20 protein-coding genes are annotated in these 20,172 nt (G+C 71.1%); 13 read left to right on the forward strand and 7 right to left on the reverse strand.

Translation table 11 applies throughout. The features are described from left to right. Positions 1-18 precede the first annotated feature (18 nt). Together ACFO6S_RS09940 and ACFO6S_RS09945 are read right to left on the reverse strand one after the other, a co-directional pair. Positions 19-762, reverse strand: a complete 744-nt coding sequence (locus ACFO6S_RS09940; RefSeq protein ID WP_378416474.1) for a thioesterase family protein — start codon at positions 760-762, stop codon at positions 19-21. After that, complete coding sequence (locus tag ACFO6S_RS09945; RefSeq protein WP_378416475.1) at positions 759-2,180, reverse strand: DHA2 family efflux MFS transporter permease subunit; 1,422 nt, start codon at positions 2,178-2,180, stop codon at positions 759-761. The genes ACFO6S_RS09940 and ACFO6S_RS09945 overlap by 4 nt, the downstream gene beginning before the upstream one ends. Positions 2,181-2,237: 57 nt before the next feature. Between ACFO6S_RS09945 and ACFO6S_RS09950 the strand changes: the two genes are divergently transcribed. Then, positions 2,238-2,759, forward strand: a complete 522-nt coding sequence (locus ACFO6S_RS09950) for a winged helix-turn-helix transcriptional regulator (protein WP_378416477.1) — start codon at positions 2,238-2,240, stop codon at positions 2,757-2,759. A 12-nt stretch (positions 2,760-2,771) separates the two neighbouring features. Here the strand turns inward: ACFO6S_RS09950 and ACFO6S_RS09955 are convergent, their stop codons facing one another. Next, positions 2,772-3,218: a nuclear transport factor 2 family protein gene (locus ACFO6S_RS09955; RefSeq protein ID WP_378416478.1), complete on the reverse strand. Its 447-nt coding sequence runs from the start codon at positions 3,216-3,218 to the stop codon at positions 2,772-2,774. Positions 3,219-3,351: 133 nt separating this feature from the next. Here ACFO6S_RS09955 and ACFO6S_RS09960 point away from each other — a divergent pair, with 133 nt between their 5' ends. The 9 genes from ACFO6S_RS09960 to ACFO6S_RS10000 all read left to right on the forward strand — a co-directional run bounded on the left by ACFO6S_RS09960 (position 3,352) and on the right by ACFO6S_RS10000 (position 12,183). Continuing rightward, entirely contained in the window at positions 3,352-4,851 is a 1,500-nt protein-coding gene (locus tag ACFO6S_RS09960; protein ID WP_378416480.1) for an MFS transporter, read from the forward strand. A 43-nt stretch (positions 4,852-4,894) separates the two neighbouring features. Continuing rightward, on the forward strand, positions 4,895-6,061 hold the full coding sequence (locus ACFO6S_RS09965) for an acyl-CoA dehydrogenase family protein (protein WP_378416482.1): 1,167 nt from the start codon (positions 4,895-4,897) through the stop codon (positions 6,059-6,061). Continuing rightward, the gene (locus ACFO6S_RS09970) at positions 6,058-7,020 is read left to right on the forward strand and encodes a bifunctional MaoC family dehydratase N-terminal/OB-fold nucleic acid binding domain-containing protein (RefSeq protein WP_378416484.1); all 963 of its coding nucleotides are present in this window, start codon (positions 6,058-6,060) and stop codon (positions 7,018-7,020) included. The genes ACFO6S_RS09965 and ACFO6S_RS09970 overlap by 4 nt, the downstream gene beginning before the upstream one ends. After that, the gene (locus tag ACFO6S_RS09975) at positions 7,020-8,129 is read left to right on the forward strand and encodes an acyl-CoA dehydrogenase family protein (protein ID WP_378416487.1); all 1,110 of its coding nucleotides are present in this window, start codon (positions 7,020-7,022) and stop codon (positions 8,127-8,129) included. Before ACFO6S_RS09970 ends, ACFO6S_RS09975 begins: the two co-directional genes overlap by 1 nt. Continuing rightward, positions 8,126-8,569, forward strand: coding sequence for a MaoC family dehydratase (locus ACFO6S_RS09980; protein ID WP_378416489.1), 444 nt, complete (start codon positions 8,126-8,128; stop codon positions 8,567-8,569). The genes ACFO6S_RS09975 and ACFO6S_RS09980 overlap by 4 nt, the downstream gene beginning before the upstream one ends. Beyond that, positions 8,569-9,747 carry a lipid-transfer protein gene (locus ACFO6S_RS09985; RefSeq protein ID WP_378416490.1) on the forward strand — a complete coding sequence of 393 codons (1,179 nt, stop codon included), beginning with the start codon at positions 8,569-8,571 and terminating at the stop codon, positions 9,745-9,747. The genes ACFO6S_RS09980 and ACFO6S_RS09985 overlap by 1 nt, the downstream gene beginning before the upstream one ends. A gap of 1 nt (position 9,748) precedes the next feature. Beyond that, on the forward strand, positions 9,749-10,567 hold the full coding sequence (locus ACFO6S_RS09990) for a MaoC/PaaZ C-terminal domain-containing protein (protein WP_378416492.1): 819 nt from the start codon (positions 9,749-9,751) through the stop codon (positions 10,565-10,567). Positions 10,568-10,572: 5 nt separating this feature from the next. Then, a complete protein-coding gene (locus tag ACFO6S_RS09995; RefSeq protein ID WP_378416917.1) occupies positions 10,573-11,352 on the forward strand; it encodes an SDR family oxidoreductase in 780 nt (259 codons plus the stop codon). Between the two features lie 69 nt (positions 11,353-11,421). Further along, positions 11,422-12,183 carry an SDR family NAD(P)-dependent oxidoreductase gene (locus ACFO6S_RS10000; RefSeq protein WP_378416494.1) on the forward strand — a complete coding sequence of 254 codons (762 nt, stop codon included), beginning with the start codon at positions 11,422-11,424 and terminating at the stop codon, positions 12,181-12,183. Positions 12,184-12,255: 72 nt separating this feature from the next. Here ACFO6S_RS10000 and ACFO6S_RS10005 read toward each other — a convergent pair whose 3' ends face one another. Further along, positions 12,256-13,506, reverse strand: a complete 1,251-nt coding sequence (locus ACFO6S_RS10005) for a cytochrome P450 (protein WP_378416495.1) — start codon at positions 13,504-13,506, stop codon at positions 12,256-12,258. 159 nt (positions 13,507-13,665) lie between these two features. On the opposite strand from ACFO6S_RS10005, the gene ACFO6S_RS10010 reads away from it, so the two are divergent. After that, entirely contained in the window at positions 13,666-14,418 is a 753-nt protein-coding gene (locus ACFO6S_RS10010; protein WP_378416497.1) for a phosphatase PAP2 family protein, read from the forward strand. On the opposite strand, the gene vsr is transcribed toward ACFO6S_RS10010, so the two are convergent. Together vsr and ACFO6S_RS10020 are read right to left on the reverse strand one after the other, a co-directional pair. Then, positions 14,384-14,827 (reverse strand): DNA mismatch endonuclease Vsr, encoded by a 444-nt coding sequence (gene vsr / locus ACFO6S_RS10015; RefSeq protein WP_378416919.1) that lies wholly within the window; start codon positions 14,825-14,827, stop codon positions 14,384-14,386. The two genes, ACFO6S_RS10010 and vsr, sit on opposite strands and share 35 nt — an antisense overlap. 76 nt (positions 14,828-14,903) lie before the next feature. Beyond that, complete coding sequence (locus ACFO6S_RS10020; protein ID WP_378416499.1) at positions 14,904-16,061, reverse strand: DNA cytosine methyltransferase; 1,158 nt, start codon at positions 16,059-16,061, stop codon at positions 14,904-14,906. Between the two features lie 391 nt (positions 16,062-16,452). On the opposite strand from ACFO6S_RS10020, the gene ACFO6S_RS10025 reads away from it, so the two are divergent. Further along, positions 16,453-17,691: an Nramp family divalent metal transporter gene (locus tag ACFO6S_RS10025; RefSeq protein ID WP_378416501.1), complete on the forward strand. Its 1,239-nt coding sequence runs from the start codon at positions 16,453-16,455 to the stop codon at positions 17,689-17,691. A 68-nt stretch (positions 17,692-17,759) separates the two neighbouring features. Here ACFO6S_RS10025 and ACFO6S_RS10030 read toward each other — a convergent pair whose 3' ends face one another. Next, the gene (locus ACFO6S_RS10030; RefSeq protein WP_378416503.1) at positions 17,760-19,343 is read right to left on the reverse strand and encodes an MFS transporter; all 1,584 of its coding nucleotides are present in this window, start codon (positions 19,341-19,343) and stop codon (positions 17,760-17,762) included. Positions 19,344-19,443: 100 nt separating this feature from the next. Here ACFO6S_RS10030 and ACFO6S_RS10035 point away from each other — a divergent pair, with 100 nt between their 5' ends. Next, a complete protein-coding gene (locus ACFO6S_RS10035) occupies positions 19,444-20,073 on the forward strand; it encodes a TetR/AcrR family transcriptional regulator (protein ID WP_378416505.1) in 630 nt (209 codons plus the stop codon). The last annotated feature ends 99 nt before the right edge of the window (positions 20,074-20,172 follow it).

Below are 20,172 nucleotides of genomic sequence, written 5' to 3' on the forward strand. Positions count from 1 at the left end.
AGTCGTTGACGGGCGGGGTCAGCTAGCCAGGATCCGGCGCAGCTGCCGGGCCTGGGCGGTGAGGTCGCCGGACGGGGCGAACAGTTCGGTCTCGTCGACGCAGAGGGTCTCGCTCGCCCACACGGTGCGGTGCCGGAGCCGGTGCCACGACGAGCGGGACCGCCCGGTCGGCACGAAGTGGGCACTGAACTCGGCCGTCGGGATGGGTACCGGCGCCGTCCGGGTGGCGTACAGCGCAGGCGGTAGGGCGTCCAGCAGTACCGCGGCCAGTTCGGGCCCGGCCAACCCGAGCGACGGGTCCAGCCTGATCCAGACGTCGAACTCGGGCGTATCGCCGCCGGCGAACGGCCGGGCGTCGTTGATCGGCCGGATGTCGAGGTGCTGGGCGAAGGGGACGAAGTCGACGGGGACGTCCAGGCGCGGCAGCGCCGCGGGGTCGGCAACGTACGACGCGAATCCCGTTGCGGGCAGCGTTATCTCGCCTGCATCGCGGGTCAGCCGGACCAGCGCGGTCACCGAGTCGGACAGCTCGACCAGGGAGCTGACGGTGCGTCCGCCGCGCTCGGGACCGACGGTCAGCTCCGCCGCGCCCGCCTGGACGGGCCGGTGGAAGTGCGCGGTGACCGCGGCCGGTACCGCCCCGGTGGCCTCGGCCGCCGCGCGGAGCACGGTCGCGACGACCAGCCCGCCGTGGATGCCGTCGAAACTGCGCCAGCCGGAGTCGAACTCGACGCGGGAGGTCGGCGCGGCGGCCGCGGTCATCGCGCGGCCTCCACGGAGAGTGCGCGCGAACTCATGCCGAGCGACAGGCCCGCCGCGGCGACGGCGACGGCGACGATCAGCCACCAGACCGTCTGGAACGCGGCGTGGGTGGCGTCGTAGCCCGCGGGACGCGCGTGGGCGAGGACGGCCACGACCAGGCTCACCCCGAGCACCGAGCCGATCTGTCTGCTCATGGTGACGACGGCGCTGCCGGTGGCGGACCGGTCCGGGGGCAGGGTCGCGGTCGCGGCGGACAGGATGGTCGGCAGTGCCAGTCCCACCCCGACCCCGGCGATCAGCCAGCCGGGCAGGACCTGGGCCGCGTAGTGCGGTTCCGGTCCGGCCGAGACGAGGATCAGCGCGGTGCCGGTGGCCCACAGCGCACACCCGACGGCGGCGATGGTGCCGGGCGCCAGACGCCGCGCCAGCACCTGGCCGACCACCGCGAACAGCGGGACCAGCAGCGGTCCCGGCGCGATTGCCAGGCCGGTGCGCAGGGCGGAGTAGCCCCAGACCTCTTGCAGCCACAGGATGTTCGCCAACAGCCCGGCCGCGAAGGCGGCGGTGAAGGCCAGCGCGGTCGCATTCGACCACGCGAAGGTCCGCACCCTCAGCAGGGTCGGTTCGATCAGCGGCGCGCGGTGGCGGGTGTTGCGCAGCCAGAACCCCGCGACCGCCGCGAGCGCGACCGCGAAGGAGGCGAGGATCGACGGGTCGGTCCAGCCCCACTCGGGTCCCTGGACCAGGCCCAGGGACAGCGCGCCGATGCCGGCGGTCAGCAGTCCCGCGCCGAGCAGGTCGAGCGGGCCGTCGTCGGTGTCGGTGCGGACGTTCGGCACGATGCGGACGGCGGCGATCAGGAACGCGATGCCGATCGGGATGTTGATCAGGAACACCCAGCGCCACGAGGCCTCGACCAGCAGCCCGCCGACCACCGGCCCGAGGGCTGCCGCCGCTGCGCCGGACGCGGCCCAGATTCGCACCGCCCCTGCTCTTTTCGGCTCGGGAACCGCGCTGACCAGCAGGCCGAGGCTGGACGGGGTGAGGGCGGCCGCGCCGACCGCCTGCAGCAGTCGGGCGATGACCAGCAGCCACAGCGTCGGGCTCAGCGCGCAGGCCGCGCTGGCGACGGTGAACAGCGCCAGGCCCAGGAGGAATCCCCGTCGCCGACCCACCCGGTCGGCCCACCGGCCCATCGGGACGAGCAGCGCGGCGAACACGATGGCGTAGCCGTTGAGAACCCAACTCAGTTGTCCGAGTGAGTGTCCCGGGTAGCTCGTGGCGATGTCGGCGAACGCGACGTTGACGACGAAGAGGTCCAGGCTGGCGACGAAGGCCGCACCGGACAGGACTGTGAGGAGGGGGCCGATCCGCGGTGGCGCGGTGGCCCCCGACTCGACCTGACTATGGATTGCCATAGTCAGCAACCTAGGTGCTGGCTATGCTTTAGGCAAGCCAGGGGTATGCTGAGGCGCATGGACGCGGCACGGTTGGACGGATTTCTCGCGGATCGAGGGGCGTGGCTGGCCGGTTCGCACTGCTCGATCGGCCGGGCCATGGAGGTGGTCGGTACCCGCTCGGCGATGCTGATCCTGCGCGAGGCCTATTACGGGACGACCAGGTTCGACGACTTCGCGCGCCGGGTCGGCATCACCGAGGCGGTGGCCGCGTCCCGGCTGCGGGAGCTGACGGCGGAGGGGCTGTTCGAGCGCCGGCCGTACCGGGAGCCGGGGCAGCGCACCCGCTACGAGTACGTGCTGACGGAGAAGGGCCGGGACCTGCTGCCCGCCGTCCTCGCGCTGATGCAGTGGGGTGACAAGTACCTGCAGGGCGGGAGCGGGGGCCCGCTGGGGCTGCGCGACGACACGACCGGCGAGCCGGTGCGGGTGCAGGTGCGCAGCGAGTCCGGCCGGGAGGTGCCGCTGGCGGAGCTGCGGGTGACGCCGAACGTCACCGAGGATCAGGTCGCGCGGGCGATGGCGGCTCGGCGTCCGTGACCCGGGGCGCGGTCAGGCGCCCGGCACGGTGACCGGGTTGTCGGACCCGAAGTCGACGACCAGTTCGCGGCGGGCGAGCAGCCAGCGGCCGCCGACCCTCCGGTACCGGTCCTGGTAGCGGATCGCCAGCGCGTTGTCGCGCAGCGCGCCGTCCCGGTCGCGGTAGACGTGGTGGGCCGTGCAGTAGGTCTGCCCTGCCGCGGTGTCCCCGTCGACGTCGAGAACCTGCTGGTGCACGGCGTGGTGGGTCGACAGCAGATGGGCGGTGGCGCCCAGCACGGTCGCGACGATCGCCTCGGCGCCGGTGACGACGGCGTCCTGGCCGCGTCGGACCAGGGCGGGCGGCTGCACCAGCTCGGCGTCCGGGGCGAGCAGCGCGGTCAAGCCTGCGGCGTCGCGACCGTCCACCGCCGCGGCGTACCGGCCTGCCAGGTCCGCCAGCGCCATCCGATCGTTCATGGCCCGAGTATGCGGTCCGGCCGCGGGCGCGGTCCCTTCGCGGTCCGCTGGGCGGGATCGGACGGTCCCGGAGCGGGCCCCGGCGTGGGACGGTGCGGGCTGCACCCGCGTCACGAGTCGCTCTGGAGGGGATTTGCCCGCATCATCACGGATCGGCAGGCGGCCGAGCGCCCGGATCGTGGTGGCGGCGCTCGCGTCCTGCGGCATCGCGGTCTCGCTGATGCAGACCATAGTGATGCCGTTGTTGCCCGAGTTCCCACGACTGCTGGACACCTCCGCGGCGAATGTCACGTGGCTGGTCACCGCAACCCTGATCGCGGGCGCGGTGTGCGCCCCGGTCCTGGGCCGGTTGGGCGACATGTTCGGCAAGCGCCGGATGCTGCTCGTCGCGCTGGCCGTCATGACGGTGGGCAGCGCGCTGGGCGCGGTGTCCGACGAGTTCGCGGTGGTGCTGGTGGCCCGGGCCCTGCAGGGCGCCGCGATGGGCGCCATTCCGCTCGGAATCAGCATCATGCGCGACGAGTTGCCGCCGGACGAGGTCGGATCCGGTATCGCGCTGATGAGCGCCACCCTCGGTGCCGGTGGCGCCGTCGGTCTTCCGCTGACCGGTGTCGTCGCGGAACACCTGAGCTGGCACTGGCTCTTCGGCGGGTCCGCGGTGCTCGGGCTGTTCGAGATCGTCGTGGTCTGGGCGCTGGTACCCGAGTCGCCGGTGCGCACCGGCGGACGATTCGACCTGGTCGGGGCGCTCGGCCTGTCCGGCGCGCTGGTCTGCCTGCTGCTCGCGATCACCCAGGGCAACGGCTGGGGCTGGACCAGCGGGCCGGTCCTCGGGCTGTTCGCGGCGGCTGCGCTCCTGCTCGGGGCCTGGGGCCGGTACGAGCTGCGGCTGTCCGCGGGCGGCCGAGATCACGGGGCGGTCGGGGAACGGACCCGTCAGCCGCTGGTGGACCTGTGGGTCTCCGCCCGGCCTGCGGTGCTGTTGACGAACATCGCGTCGGTGCTGATCGGTTTCGCCATGTTCACCTCCTTCATGGTCAGCGCGCAGATCTTCCAGGCGCCGACCGACACCGGGTACGGCCACGGGCTGTCGCTGACGCTCAGCGGCGTCGCGCTGCTGCCGAGCGGGTTGATGATGATCGCCTTCGCCCCGGTGTCGGCCCGCCTCTCCCGACGGCACGGACCGCGGACAACCTTCCTGCTCGGTGCCGTATTCCTGGCGGCAGGCAACCTGACGCGGACCCTGATGCCACCCCAGCTGACGGTGCTCGTCGTCGCCATCGCGGTCACCGCGATCGGGTCGGCATTCGCCTACGGCGCGATCCCCGCGATGATCATGAGCGCGGTACCGGTCTCGGAGACCGCGGCGGCGAACAGCCTCAACTCGCTCGCCCGGTCGCTCGGCACGTCCTCCTGCAGCGCGGTCGTCGCCGCCGTCACCACCGCGTCGGTCCTGCAGGTCGCGGGTGCCGAGTTCCCGACGGCAGGCGCGTACGCGGCGGCGTTCGGGATCGGGACCGTGGCGGCCGTGCTCGCGCTCGGCGTCGCGGTGTTTGTCCCACCGGCCCGTGACGGTGCGCCGGATCTACCGCTGAGTGAGATTCCGGGGCAGCGGAGCGGCGTCGCGACGTAGCGTCCGATTCGCGGCAAGTGACGCGAGACATGGGAGAGCATCGATGGAGTTGAGGGAGTCGGCAGCGCAGGCCGAGCTTCGGCAGGAACTGCGGGCGTACTTTGCGGCCCTGCTGCCTGAGGAGAAGCGTCGGGCAGCCGGCGAGCAGGGCGTGGGCGGCGAGTACTTCCGTGAGGTGGTCAAGCTGCTCGGCCAGGACGGTTGGCTGGGCATCGGCTGGCCCGTGGAGTACGGCGGACAGGGCCGCTCGATCGAGGACCAGTTCGTCTTCTTCGACGAGGTCCAGCGGGCCGGGTTGCCGTTCCCGTTCGTGACCGTGAACACCGTCGGCCCGACGCTGATGAAGTACGGCACGCAGGAGCAGAAGGACCGCTTCCTGCCCGGCATCCTCGCAGGCGACATCGTCTTCGCCATCGGCTACACCGAGCCCGAGGCAGGCACCGACCTCGCCTCGCTCAAGACCCGCGCGGTCCTCGACGGCGAGGAGTGGGTGGTCGACGGCAACAAGATCTTCACCTCCGGCGCCAACACCGCGGACTACGTGTGGCTCGCCTGCCGCACCGATCCCGAGGCCCCCAAGCACAAGGGCATCTCGATCCTCGTCGTCCCGACCGACGACCCCGGCTTCTCCTGGTCGCCGATCAACACCGTCGGCGGCCTGATGGTCACCTCGACGTACTACAGCGGCATCCGGGTCCCGAGCAAGGACGTCATCGGCGAGATCAACGGCGGCTGGCAGCTGATCGCCGCGCAGCTCAACCACGAGCGCATCGGCCTGGCAGCGATCGGTGGCCGTACCTACGGCCTGTGGCACCAGGTGCTGCAGTGGTCCAAGGACAACGGGACCATCGAGATCCCCTGGGTGCAGCAGGAGTTTGCGCGTACCCACGCGAAGCTCGAGGCGATGCGCCTGCTCAACTGGAAGATGACCTCGGCCGTCGCAGCGGACAAGCTGTCCGGTGCGGACGCAGGCGCCACCAAGACGTACGGCACCGAGACCCACATCGACGTGTACCGCACCCTGCTCGGCATCCTCGGCGCGGCAGGCCGGATCCGGCCCGAGTCGCCGGGCGCGCTGCTGGCCGGTCAGATCGAGCAGATCTCGCGTCAGGGCATGGTCAACACCTTCGGCGGCGGCGTCAACGAGGTCCTGCGCGACATGGTCGGCACGATGGGCCTGGGCCTGGTGCGGGAGAAGAGGGTCAAGTGAGCGAATTCCTCACCACACTCAAGGCATTCGAGGGCCAGACCCTCACGCCCACCACGTGGGGTCCGGACGAGGTCAACACCCCGATGATCCGGCACTGGGTCGAGACGATGGGCGACACCAGCCCGATCTACCTCGACGACGAGGCCGCCCGCGCCACCGGTCGCGAGGGCGCCGTCGCGCCCGCGCTGATGGCGCAGGTGTGGATCATGCGGACCTTCACCGACAAGATGGCGAACAACGACCCGTCGCCGGTGTGGACCGAGATGATCGCCACCCTCGACGCCGCGGGCTTCACCTCCGTCGTGGCCACCGACTCCGACTTCGAGTTCTTCGCGGAACTGCGCCCCGGGGACCGGGTCTCGGTCACCGAGGTGATCGAGGCGATCTCCGAGGAGAAGACCACCGGCCTGGGAGTCGGGCACTTCGTCACCACCCTCAAGACGTATCGCCGCGGCGGTGCCGCGAATGTGGACGGTGGTGACGACGAGGTCGTCGCGACCCAGCGGTGGCGCACGTTGCGCTTCACGCCGAAGGCCGCCGCGAAGCCCAAGGGCCTGCGCCCGCGCCCGGCGCTCAACGCTGACAACGCCTTCTGGTTCGAGGCCGCCATGGAGCACCGCCTGGTGATCCAGCGCTGCACCGCCTGCGGCACGCTGCGGCACCCGACCGGACCGATGTGCGGTCAGTGCCGCTCCCTCGACTGGGACACCGTCGACGCCTCGGGACGCGGCACCGTCTACAGCTTCGTGGTCAACCACCACCCGCAGATCCCCGGATTCGAGTACCCACTGGTCGTGGCGACCATCGAACTCGAAGAGGGCACCCGCCTGATCGCGAACATGACCGGCATCGCGCCGGACGAGGTCGAGATCGGCATGCCGGTGGAACTGGACTGGATCGACGCCGACCCGGAACTGACGCTTCCCGCGTTCCGGCCGGCCGCACGGAAGGACTCCTGATGGACTTCAGCTTCAGCGAAGAGCAAGAGGCGATTCGCAACCTCGCCGAAGAGGTCTTCACCAGCAAGGCCGACATCGACCGGGTCAAGAAGGTCGAACTGAGCGATGAGCGCCTCGACCGCGACCTGTGGCGCGAACTGGCGGGCACCGGTCTGCTCGGCATCGCTCTGCCCGAGAACCTCGGCGGCGGCGGACTCGGCTTCGCCGAGCTGTGCGTCCTGCTCGAGCAGCAGGGGCGCTTCGTCGCGCCGGTCCCGGTGTGGCCGTCCGCCCTCGCCGCCCTCGCGGTCGCCGAGTTCGGCACCGCCGAGCAGGCCGCGGCGCTGGTGCCCGGTGTGGCCGACGGCAGCCACTTCCTGACCGTCGGTGTCGAGGAGTTCGGCCCGTACGTCGACGGCGACCCGCAGACCACCGCCACCGAGGCGGACGGCCGGTGGACGCTGACCGGAGCCAAGGCGGTCGTCCCGGTGACCCACGTCGCGCATCGCGCGATCGTGTCGGCCACGACGCCGTCCGGCCCCGCGCTGTTCGTCGTCGATCTCGCGGGATCCGGTGTGTCCGTGGAGCAGACGCAGTCCACCAACTGGGAGATCTGCGGCAACGTGACCCTCGACTCGGCCCCGGCCGAGCTGCTCGGTCCCGCCGACGGCAACTCCGTCCAGTGGCTGGTCGACCGGGTGGAGCTCGCGCTCGCGGCCCTGCAGATCGGCGTCGGTTCGGGCGCCACGGCGCAGGCCGTGACGTACCTCAACGGCCGGCATCAGTTCGGCCGTCCGCTCGCGACGTTCCAGGCGGTCAACCATCAGCTCGCCGACTGCTACATCGACCTGCAGGCGATGAGCGTGACGCTGTGGCAGGCCGTGCAGAACCTGGCCGACGGCGACCCGGGCACCTCGGTGCTCGTCGCCAAGTGGTGGGCCACCGACGGTGGTCAGCGCATCGCGCACCGCACCACGCACGTGCACGGCGGCATGGGCGTCGACACCGACTACCCCGTGCACCGGCACCTGTTGTGGGGCAAGCAGATCGGCGCCACCCTCGGCGGCTCGGCATCCGACCTCGCGCGCCTCGGCGCGCAGCTCGCCGCCGGCGTCGAGGTGGTCGCATGACCGCCGCCGCGGTGACGGGCCGCAGCTTCGGCGACGTCGCGGTCGGCGACGTCCTGCCCGAGCTGGCGATCCCGCTCACCCGCACGCTGATCGTGGCCACCGCGCTCGCCACCCGCGACTTCCAGGACGTGCACCACGACCCCGAGCTGGCGCGCGAGCGTGGCTCGAAGGACGTGTTCATGAACATCCTCACCAGCAACGGCCTGGCGGGACGGTTCGTGACGGACTGGGCCGGGCCCTTCGCGACGGTTCGCCGGGTGAAGATCCGCCTCGGTGCGCCGAACTACCCGGGCGACACGATGACGATGACCGGCGAGGTGGTCTCCGCGGAGAACGGGCTCGTCGAGGTGAAGGTGCAGGGCGCGAACAGCCTCGGCAACCACCTCTCCGGCACCGTCACCGTCGAGTACCCCGCCGCCGTCGAAGGGAAGGACGCCTGATGGCCATCAGCCCGCTCTCCGGCACCGCCGCGATCGTCGGCATCGGCGCCACCGAGTTCTCCAAGAACTCCGGCCGCACCGAGCTGCAGCTGGCCTGCGAGGCGATCATCGCCGCGCTGGCCGACGCCGGTATCGACCCGTCGGAGGTCGACGGCCTGTCGACCTACACCTCGGAGACCAACGGCGAGGCGATTGTCGCCCGCAACTGCGGACTCGGGGAACTGAAGTTCTTCTCCCGCATCCACTACGGCGGCGGCGCCGCCTGCGGGACCGTGCAGCAGGCCGCGATGGCCGTCGCCACCGGCGTGGCGGACGTCGTGGTGGTCTACCGCGCGTTCAACGAGCGGTCCGGGGTCCGGTACGGACTCGGTCAGCACGACCGCCCGATGGACAGCACCGCCGACCGTGCGGCGTACGCGTGGATGACCCCGCAGGGTCTGTCGACGCCCGCCCAGTGGGTCGCGATGTTCGCCCGCCGCTACATGCACCAGTACGGCGCGACGAGCGAGGACTTCGGCCGGGTTGCCGTCGTGGCGCGCAAGCATGCCGCGAACAACCCCGCGGCGTGGTTCTACGGCAAGCCGATCACGCTCGAGGACCACCAGAACTCCCGGTGGATCGCCGAGCCGCTGCACCTGCTGGACTGCTGCCAGGAGACCGACGGCGGCCAGGCACTCGTCATCGTCTCGGCCGAGCGGGCCAAGTCGCTGGCGAACACGCCCGTCATCATCAAGGGCGCCGCGCAGGGCAGCGCCAAGGACCAGCACATGATGACCAGCTACTACCGTCCCGACATCACCGGGATCCCGGAAATGGGGCTGGTCGGGCGGCAGCTGTACGCGCAGTCCGGACTGACGCCGGACGACATCAACGCGGCGGTCCTCTACGACCACTTCACCCCGCTGGTGCTCCCGCAGCTCGAGGAGCTCGGCTTCTGCAAGCCGGGCGAGGCGAAGGACTTCATCCGCGAGGGCAACCTGGAGATCGGCGGACGACTGCCGGCCAACACCCACGGCGGCCAGGTCGGCGAGGCATACCTGCACGGCGTCAACGGAATTGCCGAGGGAGTGCGACTTGTGCGCGGCACCTCGACCAACCAGCCGGACAACGTGGAGAATGTGTTGGTCACCGCGGGCACCGCGGTTCCGACCAGCGCACTGATTCTGGGAGTTGAATAGATTGAGCACCACTGAGACCGTCGCCGAGAACGCGGGGCGTTGGCGCGGAACGGATCTGGGTACCCGGACCGTGAGCTACACCGAGCGCGACGCGATCATCTACGCGCTCGCGGTCGGCGCTCAGGCGACCGAGCTGGACCTCGTGTTCGAGGACCGGCTGCGGGTGCTGCCGACGTTCGCGTTGACGCTGGCGCAGTGGGCGCCCGACGAGCTCGGCGGCCGCGGGGCGTTCGACACCAAGACCGCACTGCACGGTTCGCAGGAACTGCGGGTGCTCAAGCCGCTGCCGCGTTCCGGTGAGGTGACGCTGACGGCGTCCGTCGGGGAGGTCTGGGACAAGGGCGCCGCGGCGGTGTTCGAGGTGCTCGTCGAGTGCGAGTACTTCGTCGCGACGTGGTCGCTGTTCGCGCCCGGTTCCGGCGGATTCGGCGGGGAGCGCGGGCCGTCCAAGCCCGCAGGCCCGGTCGGCGAGCCGAACCTGGTGGCGGAACTCGCGACCTGGGAGAACCAGACCGCGCTGTACCGCCTGCTCGGCGACATGCACCACATCCACATCGACCCCGAGGCGGCGGCGCGGATCAACCAGCCGCGGCCGATCATGCACGGGCTGTGCACCCTCGCGGCGGCGACCCTGCCGCTGGCCCGCGAGCTCGGTGTCCACCCCGCGGACCTCGTCGAGCTGTCCGGACGTTTCGCGGCACCGGCCTTCCCGGGCCAGACGCTGACGGTCCGCGGCTGGCGCGACGACGACACGGTGGACTTCGAGGTGGGCGCGGACACCGTGGCCATCGGCGGCGCCCGCGCGAAGTTCGCCCGGTGAGCACGATGCTGGAGAACCCGGCGGACTTCACCGGTCGCGCGGTCCTGATCACCGGCGGCACCAAGGGAATCGGACGCGTCGTCGCGGAGACCTTCCTCGCCGCAGGCGCGCAGGTGACCGTGTGCGCGCGGTCCGAGCCCGAGACGCTGCCCGAGGCGGGCGGCCGTCGGGCCGCGTTCCTCGCGGTCGACGTGCGCGACCCGGAGGCAGTCCGCGTGATGGTCGAGCGGGCCGCCGCGGACATGGGTCGGCTCGACGTGCTGATCAACAACGCCGGTGGCTCGCCGGACGCGGACGCGGCGGAGGTCTCGCCCCGGTTCGTGGAGAAGATCGTCGCGCTGAACCTGCTGGCGCCGTTCTACGTCGCGCAGGCGGCGAACCGGGTGATGCGGGAGCAGGCCGACGGCGGCTCGATCGTCAACATCGGTTCGGTGTCCGCGCACGACCCGCAGCCGGGGACCGCGGCGTACTCCGCGGCGAAGGCCGGGCTGCTGGTGCTGACGCGTTCGCTGGCGCTCGAGTGGACACCGAAGGTCCGGGTCAACCACATCACCACCGGGCTGATCCGCACCGAGGCCGCGGCCTCGGTGTACGGCGAGGACGGCGGTGCCGCGGTGACGCGGACCCTGCCGATCGGGCGGATGGCCGTGCCGAACGACATCGCCGGTGCCTGCCTGTTCCTGGCCGGGCCGCTGTCGTCGTACGTCAACGGCGCGGACCTGGCCGTCCACGGCGGTGGCGAGTACCCTGCCCGGTACCTGGCGACTCATCCCGAGATTGCCTGAGCCGCAGGCATACTCGTGTGCCTGCCGGGCATGTGCCGGTAGTACGCACCGCTGAAACGGAGAGCAACTGTGGGAATTCTCGACGGCAAGGTCGCGCTGATCACCGGCGCCGGACAGGGTATCGGTCGCGGCATCGCCCTCGCCCTGGCGAAGGAGGGCGTCGCGATCGCGGTGGCCGGCCGGACCGAGGCGAAGCTGGACAAGACGGTCGCGAAGATCGAGGCGATCGGTGGCACGGCGATCCCGGTGCGCTGCGACGTGAGCGTGGCGTCGGACATCGAGGCCGCGGTGGCCCGCACCGTCGCCGAACTCGGCGGCGTGGACGTGCTGGTCAACAACGCCAACGACTGCAAGCCGGGGGCGTTGCTGGACGCGGACGACGCCGAGTTCGAGAAGTCGTTCTCCACCGGGCCGCTGGCCACGCTGCGGACCATGCGGGCCTGCCACCCGCACATGAAGGCCCGCGGCGGCGGCTCGATCATCAACCTGGTTACCTCCGCGGCGGTCCGCTGGGACGCCAGCAACTACGGCGTCTACGGGTCGATCAAGGAGGGCATGCGCTCGCTCACCCGGGCCGCGGCCTGCGAGTGGGGCGTGGACAATATCCGCGTCAACTCCGTTGCACCGCATGCGCTCTCGCCCGGACTGAAGTGGTGGATGGATAACAACCCGGAGGAGGCCGCCGAGTTCGTCGCGAGCATCCCGATGGGTCGGGTCGGCGACCCGGAGGCCGACATCGGCCGGGCCGTGGTCTTCCTGGTCTCCGAGGACTCCCGGTACCTGACCGGTGCCACCATCCCGCTCGACGGCGGTCAGTCCCGCTGGGGCTAGGCACTTCGTGCTCGTGCGCGGTTGACGGGTCCACAGACCCGTCAACCGCGCACAAGCGACGCGGCCGCCTCGTCAGTGCGCGACGGGGCAGGTGCCGTAGTCGACCTTCAGCTCCTTGACGCCGTTGAGCCAGGCGGAGCGCAGCCGCTTCGGGTCCCCGAGCCGGGAAATGTCCGGCAGGTGGTCGGCGATCGCGTTGAAGATCAGGTCGATCTCCACCCGCGCCAGGTTCGCTCCCATGCAGTAGTGCGCTCCCGTCCCGCCGAAACTCAGGTGCGGGTTGGGGTTACGGGTGATGTCGAACTTGGTCGGCGCCTCGAAGACGTCCTCGTCGAAGTTGGCGGAGCTGTAGTACATGACCACCCGCTGCCCCTTCTTGATCGAGGTGCCCGACAGTTCGGTGTCCTCGAGCGCGGTGCGCTGGAACGCGATCACCGGGGTGGACCAGCGGACGATCTCGTCGGCGGTGGTCGACGGCCGTTCCCGCTTGAACAGCTCCCACTGGTCCGGGTTCTCGAGGAACGCGAGCATGCCGTGGGTGATGGCGTTGCGGGTGGTCTCGCTGCCGGCGACCGCCAACTGGATGACGAAGTAGCCGAACTCTTCCGGCGCCAGCGAGTGGCCGTCGACGTCGGCGTGCACCAGGCTGGTGACGATGTCGTCGGCCGGGCAGGCCCGCCGCTGCTCCGCCATCTGGTACGCGTAGCCGAGGATCTCCACCGACGCCTGCACCGGATCGCCTGCGACCTCCGGGTCGTCGTAGGCGGTCATCTGGTTGGTCCAGTCGAAGATCTTGCCGCGGTCCTCCTGCGGCACGCCGAGCAGTTCCGCGATGGCCTGCAACGGCAGCTCGCTGGCCACCTCGGTGACGAAGTCGCCGGTGGGGTTCGCGGCCGCCGCGGCGACGATCTGGGAGGCGCGTTCGGTCAGGGTCTCGCGGAGCGTCTCGACGGCCCGCGGGGTGAACATCCTCGAGACCAGCTGGCGCAGCTGGGTGTGCTCCGGGGCGTCCTTGTTCATCAGCACGATGCGCTGCATCTCGACGTTCTCGCGGGTGATGTCGTCGGCGTAGCGCGGCACCGCGGTGTTCTGCCAGGACGAGAACACGTCGCTGCGTCGGGAGATCTCCTTGACGTCGGCGTGTTTGGTGACCACCCAGCAGCCCTCGTCGTCGAATCCGCCGACGTCACGGGCCTGTGGGTTCCACCAGATCGGCGCGCTGCGACGCAGCTCGGCGAACTCCCGCAGCGGCAGCGCGCGGGCGTAGATGTCGGGGTCGGTGATGTCGAAACCGGTGGGGAGGTCGGGGGTGGTGCGGGTCATTCCTGGACTCCTGCCGAGGGTAATTCCGTTACAGGGTGAATTGAATACTCCGTAAATTGAAACACCGGACCGGCCCGGTCCGCCGGGGATTGGCCGGACTCCGGTGCCCGGGACGCCCCACTCAGGGTTCTGCCAGTTTTGCTGAGTAACTTCCGGTGAATGCAACACCAACTTTCGGGTCCGCCGAGGCACTGGTCCTATGCGGTCCTCGCACTGCTGATCGCGCTGCTCGCCGTGGTCACCTTCGGTCCGTGGCAGATGGCGAGCAACCCGTTGATGCGCGCGTCCACCTGGCTCTACACACAGATCGACCTGGCGACGTCCGGGTGGTCGAGCGGGGCCGGGACGCTGGTGGATCTGGTCACCGAGGGGCTGCTGGTGCTGCTCGCCGGTCTGCTGGCGCTGACCGTGTGGTTGGCGCGGGGCAACGTGCGGGCCGTCGCCGTGGGGCTGTCCGGTGGGGCCGGGGTCGTCGGCGCGATCGCGGCGACGCTGTTCGTCAAGGCGATGTTCGCCGAGCCGCGGCCGTGCGAGGCGGTGCCGGACCTGCACGCGCTGTCCGAGTGCCCGCCGATGGGCGACTGGTCCTTCCCGAGCAACCATTCCGGGATCTCCGCTGCGCTCGCCGCGGCGGTGGTGCTGACCGCGCTCGCCGCAGGCACCCGGCGGACCTGGCTGCCGGTGGTGGCGGTGGCGTCGGCCGTGGTGACGGCGGCGCTGCGGGTGGTCAGCGGCGTGCACTACCCCCACGACGTGGTGGCCGGGCTGCTGTTCGGCTCGTCCGTCGCGGTCGCGGTGACCATCGCGGCGACCCCGGTCGCGGTCGCGGTGCTCACCCGGTTGGGCATGGGCGGTCTCGTCGAGGCGGACGATGTCGTCACTGCGCCGGTGCCGCTGGTGCGCCAGCCGTAGGCGGGTCTGCGGGGCGGTCGAGCACGCGGTCCACCGCGTCGGCGGCAGTCACCGGGTCCTGGTGCTCCCAGACCCGCACCACCCGCCACCCGGCGGCGGCCAGCCGGGCATCGGTGTCACGGTCCCGCACCACGTTGGCGTCGAGCTTCTCGGCCCACCACCCGGCGTTGTTCTTCGGTGCGGTGCCGTGCACGGGGCAGCGGTGCCAGAAGCAGCCGTCGACGAACACCGCCACCCGCGCGGTCGGGAACACCAGGTCGGCGCGCCGGCGCAGGCCGGGCAGTGGGGCCCGGTCCACCCGGTAGCGACGGCCACGCCGGTGCAGTTCGCGGCGCAGCGCCATCTCGGGTGCGGTGTCGCGGCGGCGCTGCTCACGCATGCGGCCGCGGACGGACGCGGACGCCGGCATCGGTTTCGCTGCGGGTGTCGGCGTCGGCTCGTGATGCGGCGTCGCCGCGTGATCGGTCACGGCCATGAGGCCATTGTCACGCCGCGCGGGCCGGATCCCCACCCATGCGCTCGAGATGCTCGTGGACGTCGTCGAGGAAGCCCGGCACGAAACGCAGGCTGCCCATCCGGACCCGACGCAGGAAGCCTGCGGTGGCGCGGGCCGAGAGCAGCTTCGAGTCGTCGAGGAAGCCGCCGAGGTCCTCGTAGGGGTGCTGCACCGGCCAGGTGCTGAGGTCCGCGCGGTAGGCGTCGCCGCCGCAGCCCCAGGCCGCGGTCGGCCATGCGTCGCCCGGCTTCAGCGGCCGGTCGGCGGAGCCGTCGTAGGGCACCGGGTCCGCCAGTCGGTCGCCGACCCACGCCGACATCCGGGTGCTCACGGCATTGCCGACCAGCTTCCACCGGTGCCCGGCGCGCAGCCCGGGAACCTCCAGCGCGGGCCGCGTCCAGTCCGGGTCGAAACCCTGCAGCCGTTCCGCCCCGACAATTCCCGGGGTGACCAGCTCGCCGGTCAGCATCCGAACCGCAGGCGGGCTCGCGATGCCGATGGACGACCCGCCCTTGAGGGTGGGCACGGCGTTGACCGCCCAGCCGAGGCCGCGGGTGCCCTCGGTCCAGTAGAAGCCGCACGGGTGGTCGCCCGGATCGCCCTCGTCGGCGGCGCCTGCGTCGTCGGCGAAGAGCACCTCGCGGGGGTCCTCGGTCCGCGAGGCCAGCATCAGCACCCGCTGACGACGCTGCGGCAGCCCGAACGCGCGGGCATCGACCACCCGGTAGGCCCAGCGGTAGCCCAGCTCGTCGAGCGCGGAGGTGACGTGCCGCATCGCGGCGCCGCGGCCGAGCTGCAGCATGAACGGCACGTTCTCCAGCAGCAGCCAGCGCGGCCCCTTCTTGCGCTTGACCAGTCGGAACACCTCGTCGACCAGACCGGAACGGGAGCCGGTGATGCCGACGGTCCGGCCGGCCTGGGACAGGTCCTGGCAGGGGAAACCCGCGGTGACCAGATCGATACCGGCGGGCAGCGAGCGCAGCGCGGTGACGTCGGTGTGCAGGTCCGCGTCCGGGAACCGCGCAGCGAGCACGGCACGGGCGCCCTCGTCGATCTCGCAGTAGAGCTCGGTGTCCCAGCCGTGCCCGGCCAGGCCCAACTCGAGGCCGCCGATGCCGGCGAAGAGCCCTACCGCGCGCCCGCTCACCTGACTCCTACCGCCGTTCCCGCTCGTTGCGGCCGTCCGGTACGGCCTAGAGAACCGTACCCGGATATTCGCCGCTCCCGATGTCACCGCCGACGCCCCGAGGTTCACGCCCGGTCGCGTCGGGAAGTGGTCGGCGGCGTGCGCTCCGGCCGGCGCGCGGTGACGGGTCGGGTCGGCGTATCGCGGCTGCTCGGCCGGACGGTCCGGCCGGCCGGTCGGCAGGTCCGGGAGCGGTCGGGTGGCGGTGTCCTGCGGTGCCGATCGCGCCGCCCCGACGGTCACCGCGGAGCGGATGTCGCCACCGAAGTTTGGGTAGCCGAACATTTTGATACGGTTGATAGAAATATTGCTGAAATGAACGGGGTGGTCAGTGGAGAGCGTTCGTACTGAGGTGCGCGATCAGGCCCCTGTGCGCCGTGGCGGGGGCATCGGGCGGCTGATCGTGCTGGCCGGCCCCGCCTTTGTCGCCGCGATCGCCTACGTCGACCCGGGGAACGTCGCGGCCAACCTGACGGCAGGCGCCAAGTACGGCTACCTGCTGGTGTGGGTGCTGGTGGCCGCCAATGCGATGGCCGTGCTGGTGCAGTACCTCTCCGCGAAGCTCGGTCTGGTCACGGGCCGCTCGTTGCCCGAGATGCTGGGTGAGCGTCTGCGACCGGCGTCGCGCAAGGCGTTCTGGGTGCAGGCCGAGCTGGCCGCCGTCGCAACCGACGTCGCGGAGGTCATCGGTGGCGCGATTGCGTTGAACCTGCTGTTCGGGGTTCCGCTACCGCTCGGCGGGCTGATCACCGGCGTGGTGTCGATGGTCATCCTGGCCACTCAGACCCGCGGCCAGCGCACCTTCGAGTTCGTGGTGATCGGGCTGCTGGCGATCATCACGCTCGGGTTCGTCAGTGGCCTCGCGTTCACCGACGTGGACGGTGGGGAGGCCCTGCGCGGGCTGGTGCCGCGGTTCGAGGGCACCGAGACCGTGCTGCTGGCGGCCAGCATGCTCGGCGCGACGGTGATGCCGCATGCGATCTACGTGCACTCCGCGTTGGCGCGGGACCGGCACGGCCGGGGGATCAAGGCGGCCCTGCTGCCACGGTTGCTCAAGGCAACCAAGCTGGACGTCGGCTTCGCCCTGCTCATCGCGGGCTCGGTGAACATCGCGATGCTGCTGCTGGCCGCGTCCGCGCTGCGCGGCTTCGAGGGCACCGACACGATCGAGGGCGCGCACGCGGCCATCTCCAGCGCGCTCGGGCCGACGGTGGCGGTCATGTTCGCGGTCGGGCTGCTGGCGTCGGGCCTGGCGTCGACCTCGGTGGGCTGCGCGGCCGGTGCGGAGATCATGCACGGGCTGCTGCACTACCGGATCCCGATGCTGGTGCGCCGGATCGTGGTGCTGATCCCGGCGCTGGTGGTGCTTTCGCTCGGCATCGACCCGACCCTGGCGCTGGTGATCAGTCAGGTGGTGCTGAGCTTCTGCATTCCGTTCGCGCTGATCCCGCTGGTGCGGATGACGTCCGAGCGGGCGCTGATGGGCGAGCACCGCAACCTGCGCGGCACCACGATCGCGGCCTGGACGGCGACCGGCGTCATCGTCGCGCTGAACGTGGCGCTGCTGGGGCTGACGATCACCGGCGTCTGACCCCTCGCCCGCCCCGCCCCGCCGCCCCCGCCCCCGTTGGCATCGAATGAACGGAATCGTTCATTCGATTAGATCGAGTGAACGTTCCGTTCATTCGGCTGCGGGGCAGGCGTGGCGGGCACGGTGTCGGCGGGGCTGCGGCGACGTCCCGGCGCCCAGATGCCGACGGCCACCGCCGCGACCAGCATCACCCCGGCCAGCACGTACGACGCGTGCGACATCCCGGCCAGGAAGGCCGACCGGGCGAAGTCGGCGAGCTGCTCGCCCTGCGGGCCGCCGGCGAGCTTGGCCACCTCGAGCGCCGCGGCCAGCGAACTGCCGACCGGTTCCTTCGCTGCCTCGGGCAGGGCCGCGACCGCTGGCGCGATGTTGTGGCTGTACGTGGCCGCGAGCAGGCTGCCTGCCAACGCGGTCCCGACCGCCGCGCCGATCTCCCGGGTGGTGTCGTTCACCGCGGACGCGACGCCCTGCTTGCCGTCCGGGGTGTTCTCGACGATGCCGGTGGTCGCAGGCGCGGTGCACAGGCCAAGCCCGAGGCTGAAGATCAGGAGGGCGACCATGGCCGGCCCGTATCCGCCGTCGACCTCCAGCCTGCCGATCAGCACCAGGCTGAGCCCGGCCAGCGCGAGCCCGGCGACGGTGAGCGCACGCATCCCGACCCGGGGGATCAGCCAGGGCGTGATCGCGGAGATCGCGACCATCGGCACGGCCATCGGGGCCAGCGCGAGTGCGGCTTGCAGTGCGCTGTAGCCGAGCACCAACTGCATGTACTGGATGAGCAGGAAGAACAGTCCGAGCGTCCCGACGAACTGCAGCGTCAGCGAGGCCGCGCCGGCACCGAACCCGCGGATCCCGAAGAGCCTCACGTCCAGCAGCGGATGCTCGCGACGTAGCTCGACGGCCGCGAACGCGACCCCGGCCATGACGCCGACGATCAGGGCGACGGCCACCACGGGATCGGTCCAGCCCCGGATCGGTCCTTCGAGCAGGCCCAGGACGAACAGTCCGATCGAGGCCGTCGACAGCACCGCCCCGACGACGTCGAAGGCGGGCGAGTCCCGATCGCGCGACGACTGCAGGGTCCAGGAGAGCGCGAACAACGCGAGCGCCGCCACGGCGAAGCCGACGAAGATCGACTGCCACTGCCACCGTTCGAGCAGCACGCCCGACACGAGCAGGCCCGCGATCCCGCCGGATGCGGCGACGCCTGCCCAGATGGCGACGGCCCGCGACCGCTGCGCCGGCGGGAAGCTCACGGTCAGCAGTGACAGGGTCGCGGGCATCACCAGGGCGGCGCCGACGCCTGCCACCGCGCGCGAGGAGATCAGCCACAGCGGAGAGTCCTGGAAGATCGGGACGGCGGATGCCGCGGCGACGATCAGCAGCCCGATGACCAGCACGCCCCGTCGGCCGTACCGATCGCCGAGCGCACCCGCGGGCAACAGCAGGGCGGCCAGTGTGAGGGTGTAGCCGTCCACGATCCAGGTCAGCTGGCTCTGGGTAGCGCCGGTGTCCAGGGCGAGGCTGGGCAGGGCGGAGTAGAGCGCCGCGGAGGCGGCCATGACCATCGCGACCGCGGCGCACACGACGGTCAGTGTCCATACTTCTCGCGCGGACCATTTCGTCTCGTCGAGCGGGGCGTGCTGGACCATGTCTACCTCTCGACAGCGAAACAAGACCATCAGTCTCGTTTAGTAACGAGACCGCCAGTATCGTTTGAGGCCGGCGATTCCACAACCCCTCGGAGGTGTCATGGGCGAGCAGCCTGCCGCCGCGTCCGGTGCCGGTCCCCGCGAGGACCCGCGCCGGGTGCGCTCACGGGCCCGGCTCCTCGACGCGGCCACCACGCTGCTGGTCAAGGGCGGGACCGAGGCCGTCACCATCGACGCGGTCACCCGCGCGGCGAAGGTGGCCCGGGCGACGCTGTATCGCCACTTCGACAGCGGTACCGAGCTTCTCGCGGCCGCCTTCGGTCGGCTGGTGCCACCGGTCGCGGTGGTCGCGGAGGGCGGTGACCTCCGTGAACAGCTCGTGTCGCTGCTGACCGCGCAGGCCAAGCTGATCGAGGAGGCGCCGATGCAGCTGACCGCGATGTGCTGGCTCGGCATGGGGCCCGGCCTCGGCGACAACGCCGACCGTCCCGAGCTGCGGTCGTTGCGACGGCACATCGCCGAGCAGTACCGGCTGCCGTTCGACCGGATCCTCGCCGGTCCGGCGGCGCGCGAACTGCTCGGCGACATGGATCCGGACCTGGTGCTGGCGCAGTTGGTCGGACCGGTCGTTTTCACCCGGCTGGCCACGCTGCCGCCGTTGGGTCCGGACGCCTGCGCGCGGATTGTGGACGACTTTCTGCGTGCCCGGGCCCTGCCGGAGGGCGATTGATCGGCATGAATTTCGTGGTTCGGGCTCGCGCGGCGACCGCTCACCCGGATAGTGTGACTTAGCGCACACCAACCGGCTACGTCGATCCCGGCGAATAGG

Source organism: Rhodococcus kronopolitis (genome assembly GCF_042654025.1).
GTDB classification, from domain to species: Bacteria; Actinomycetota; Actinomycetes; order Mycobacteriales; family Mycobacteriaceae; genus Rhodococcus_G; species Rhodococcus_G kronopolitis.

What these genes read in the sequence shown, in the direction of transcription:
- ACFO6S_RS09940 (WP_378416474.1), bottom strand. Translation starts at nt 762, where the DNA reads ATGACCGCGGCCGCCGCGCCGACCTCCCGCGTCGAGTTCGACTCCGGC.
- ACFO6S_RS09945 (WP_378416475.1), bottom strand. Translation starts at nt 2,180, where the DNA reads ATGGCAATCCATAGTCAGGTCGAGTCGGGGGCCACCGCGCCACCGCGG.
- ACFO6S_RS09950 (WP_378416477.1), top strand. Translation starts at nt 2,238, where the DNA reads ATGGACGCGGCACGGTTGGACGGATTTCTCGCGGATCGAGGGGCGTGG.
- ACFO6S_RS09955 (WP_378416478.1), bottom strand. Translation starts at nt 3,218, where the DNA reads ATGAACGATCGGATGGCGCTGGCGGACCTGGCAGGCCGGTACGCCGCG.
- ACFO6S_RS09965 (WP_378416482.1), top strand. Translation starts at nt 4,895, where the DNA reads ATGGAGTTGAGGGAGTCGGCAGCGCAGGCCGAGCTTCGGCAGGAACTG.
- ACFO6S_RS09975 (WP_378416487.1), top strand. Translation starts at nt 7,020, where the DNA reads ATGGACTTCAGCTTCAGCGAAGAGCAAGAGGCGATTCGCAACCTCGCC.
- ACFO6S_RS09980 (WP_378416489.1), top strand. Translation starts at nt 8,126, where the DNA reads ATGACCGCCGCCGCGGTGACGGGCCGCAGCTTCGGCGACGTCGCGGTC.
- ACFO6S_RS09985 (WP_378416490.1), top strand. Translation starts at nt 8,569, where the DNA reads ATGGCCATCAGCCCGCTCTCCGGCACCGCCGCGATCGTCGGCATCGGC.
- ACFO6S_RS09995 (WP_378416917.1), top strand. Translation starts at nt 10,573, where the DNA reads ATGCTGGAGAACCCGGCGGACTTCACCGGTCGCGCGGTCCTGATCACC.
- ACFO6S_RS10005 (WP_378416495.1), bottom strand. Translation starts at nt 13,506, where the DNA reads ATGACCCGCACCACCCCCGACCTCCCCACCGGTTTCGACATCACCGAC.
- ACFO6S_RS10010 (WP_378416497.1), top strand. Translation starts at nt 13,666, where the DNA reads ATGCAACACCAACTTTCGGGTCCGCCGAGGCACTGGTCCTATGCGGTC.
- vsr (WP_378416919.1), bottom strand. Translation starts at nt 14,827, where the DNA reads ATGCCGGCGTCCGCGTCCGTCCGCGGCCGCATGCGTGAGCAGCGCCGC.
- ACFO6S_RS10030 (WP_378416503.1), bottom strand. Translation starts at nt 19,343, where the DNA reads ATGGTCCAGCACGCCCCGCTCGACGAGACGAAATGGTCCGCGCGAGAA.
- ACFO6S_RS10035 (WP_378416505.1), top strand. Translation starts at nt 19,444, where the DNA reads ATGGGCGAGCAGCCTGCCGCCGCGTCCGGTGCCGGTCCCCGCGAGGAC.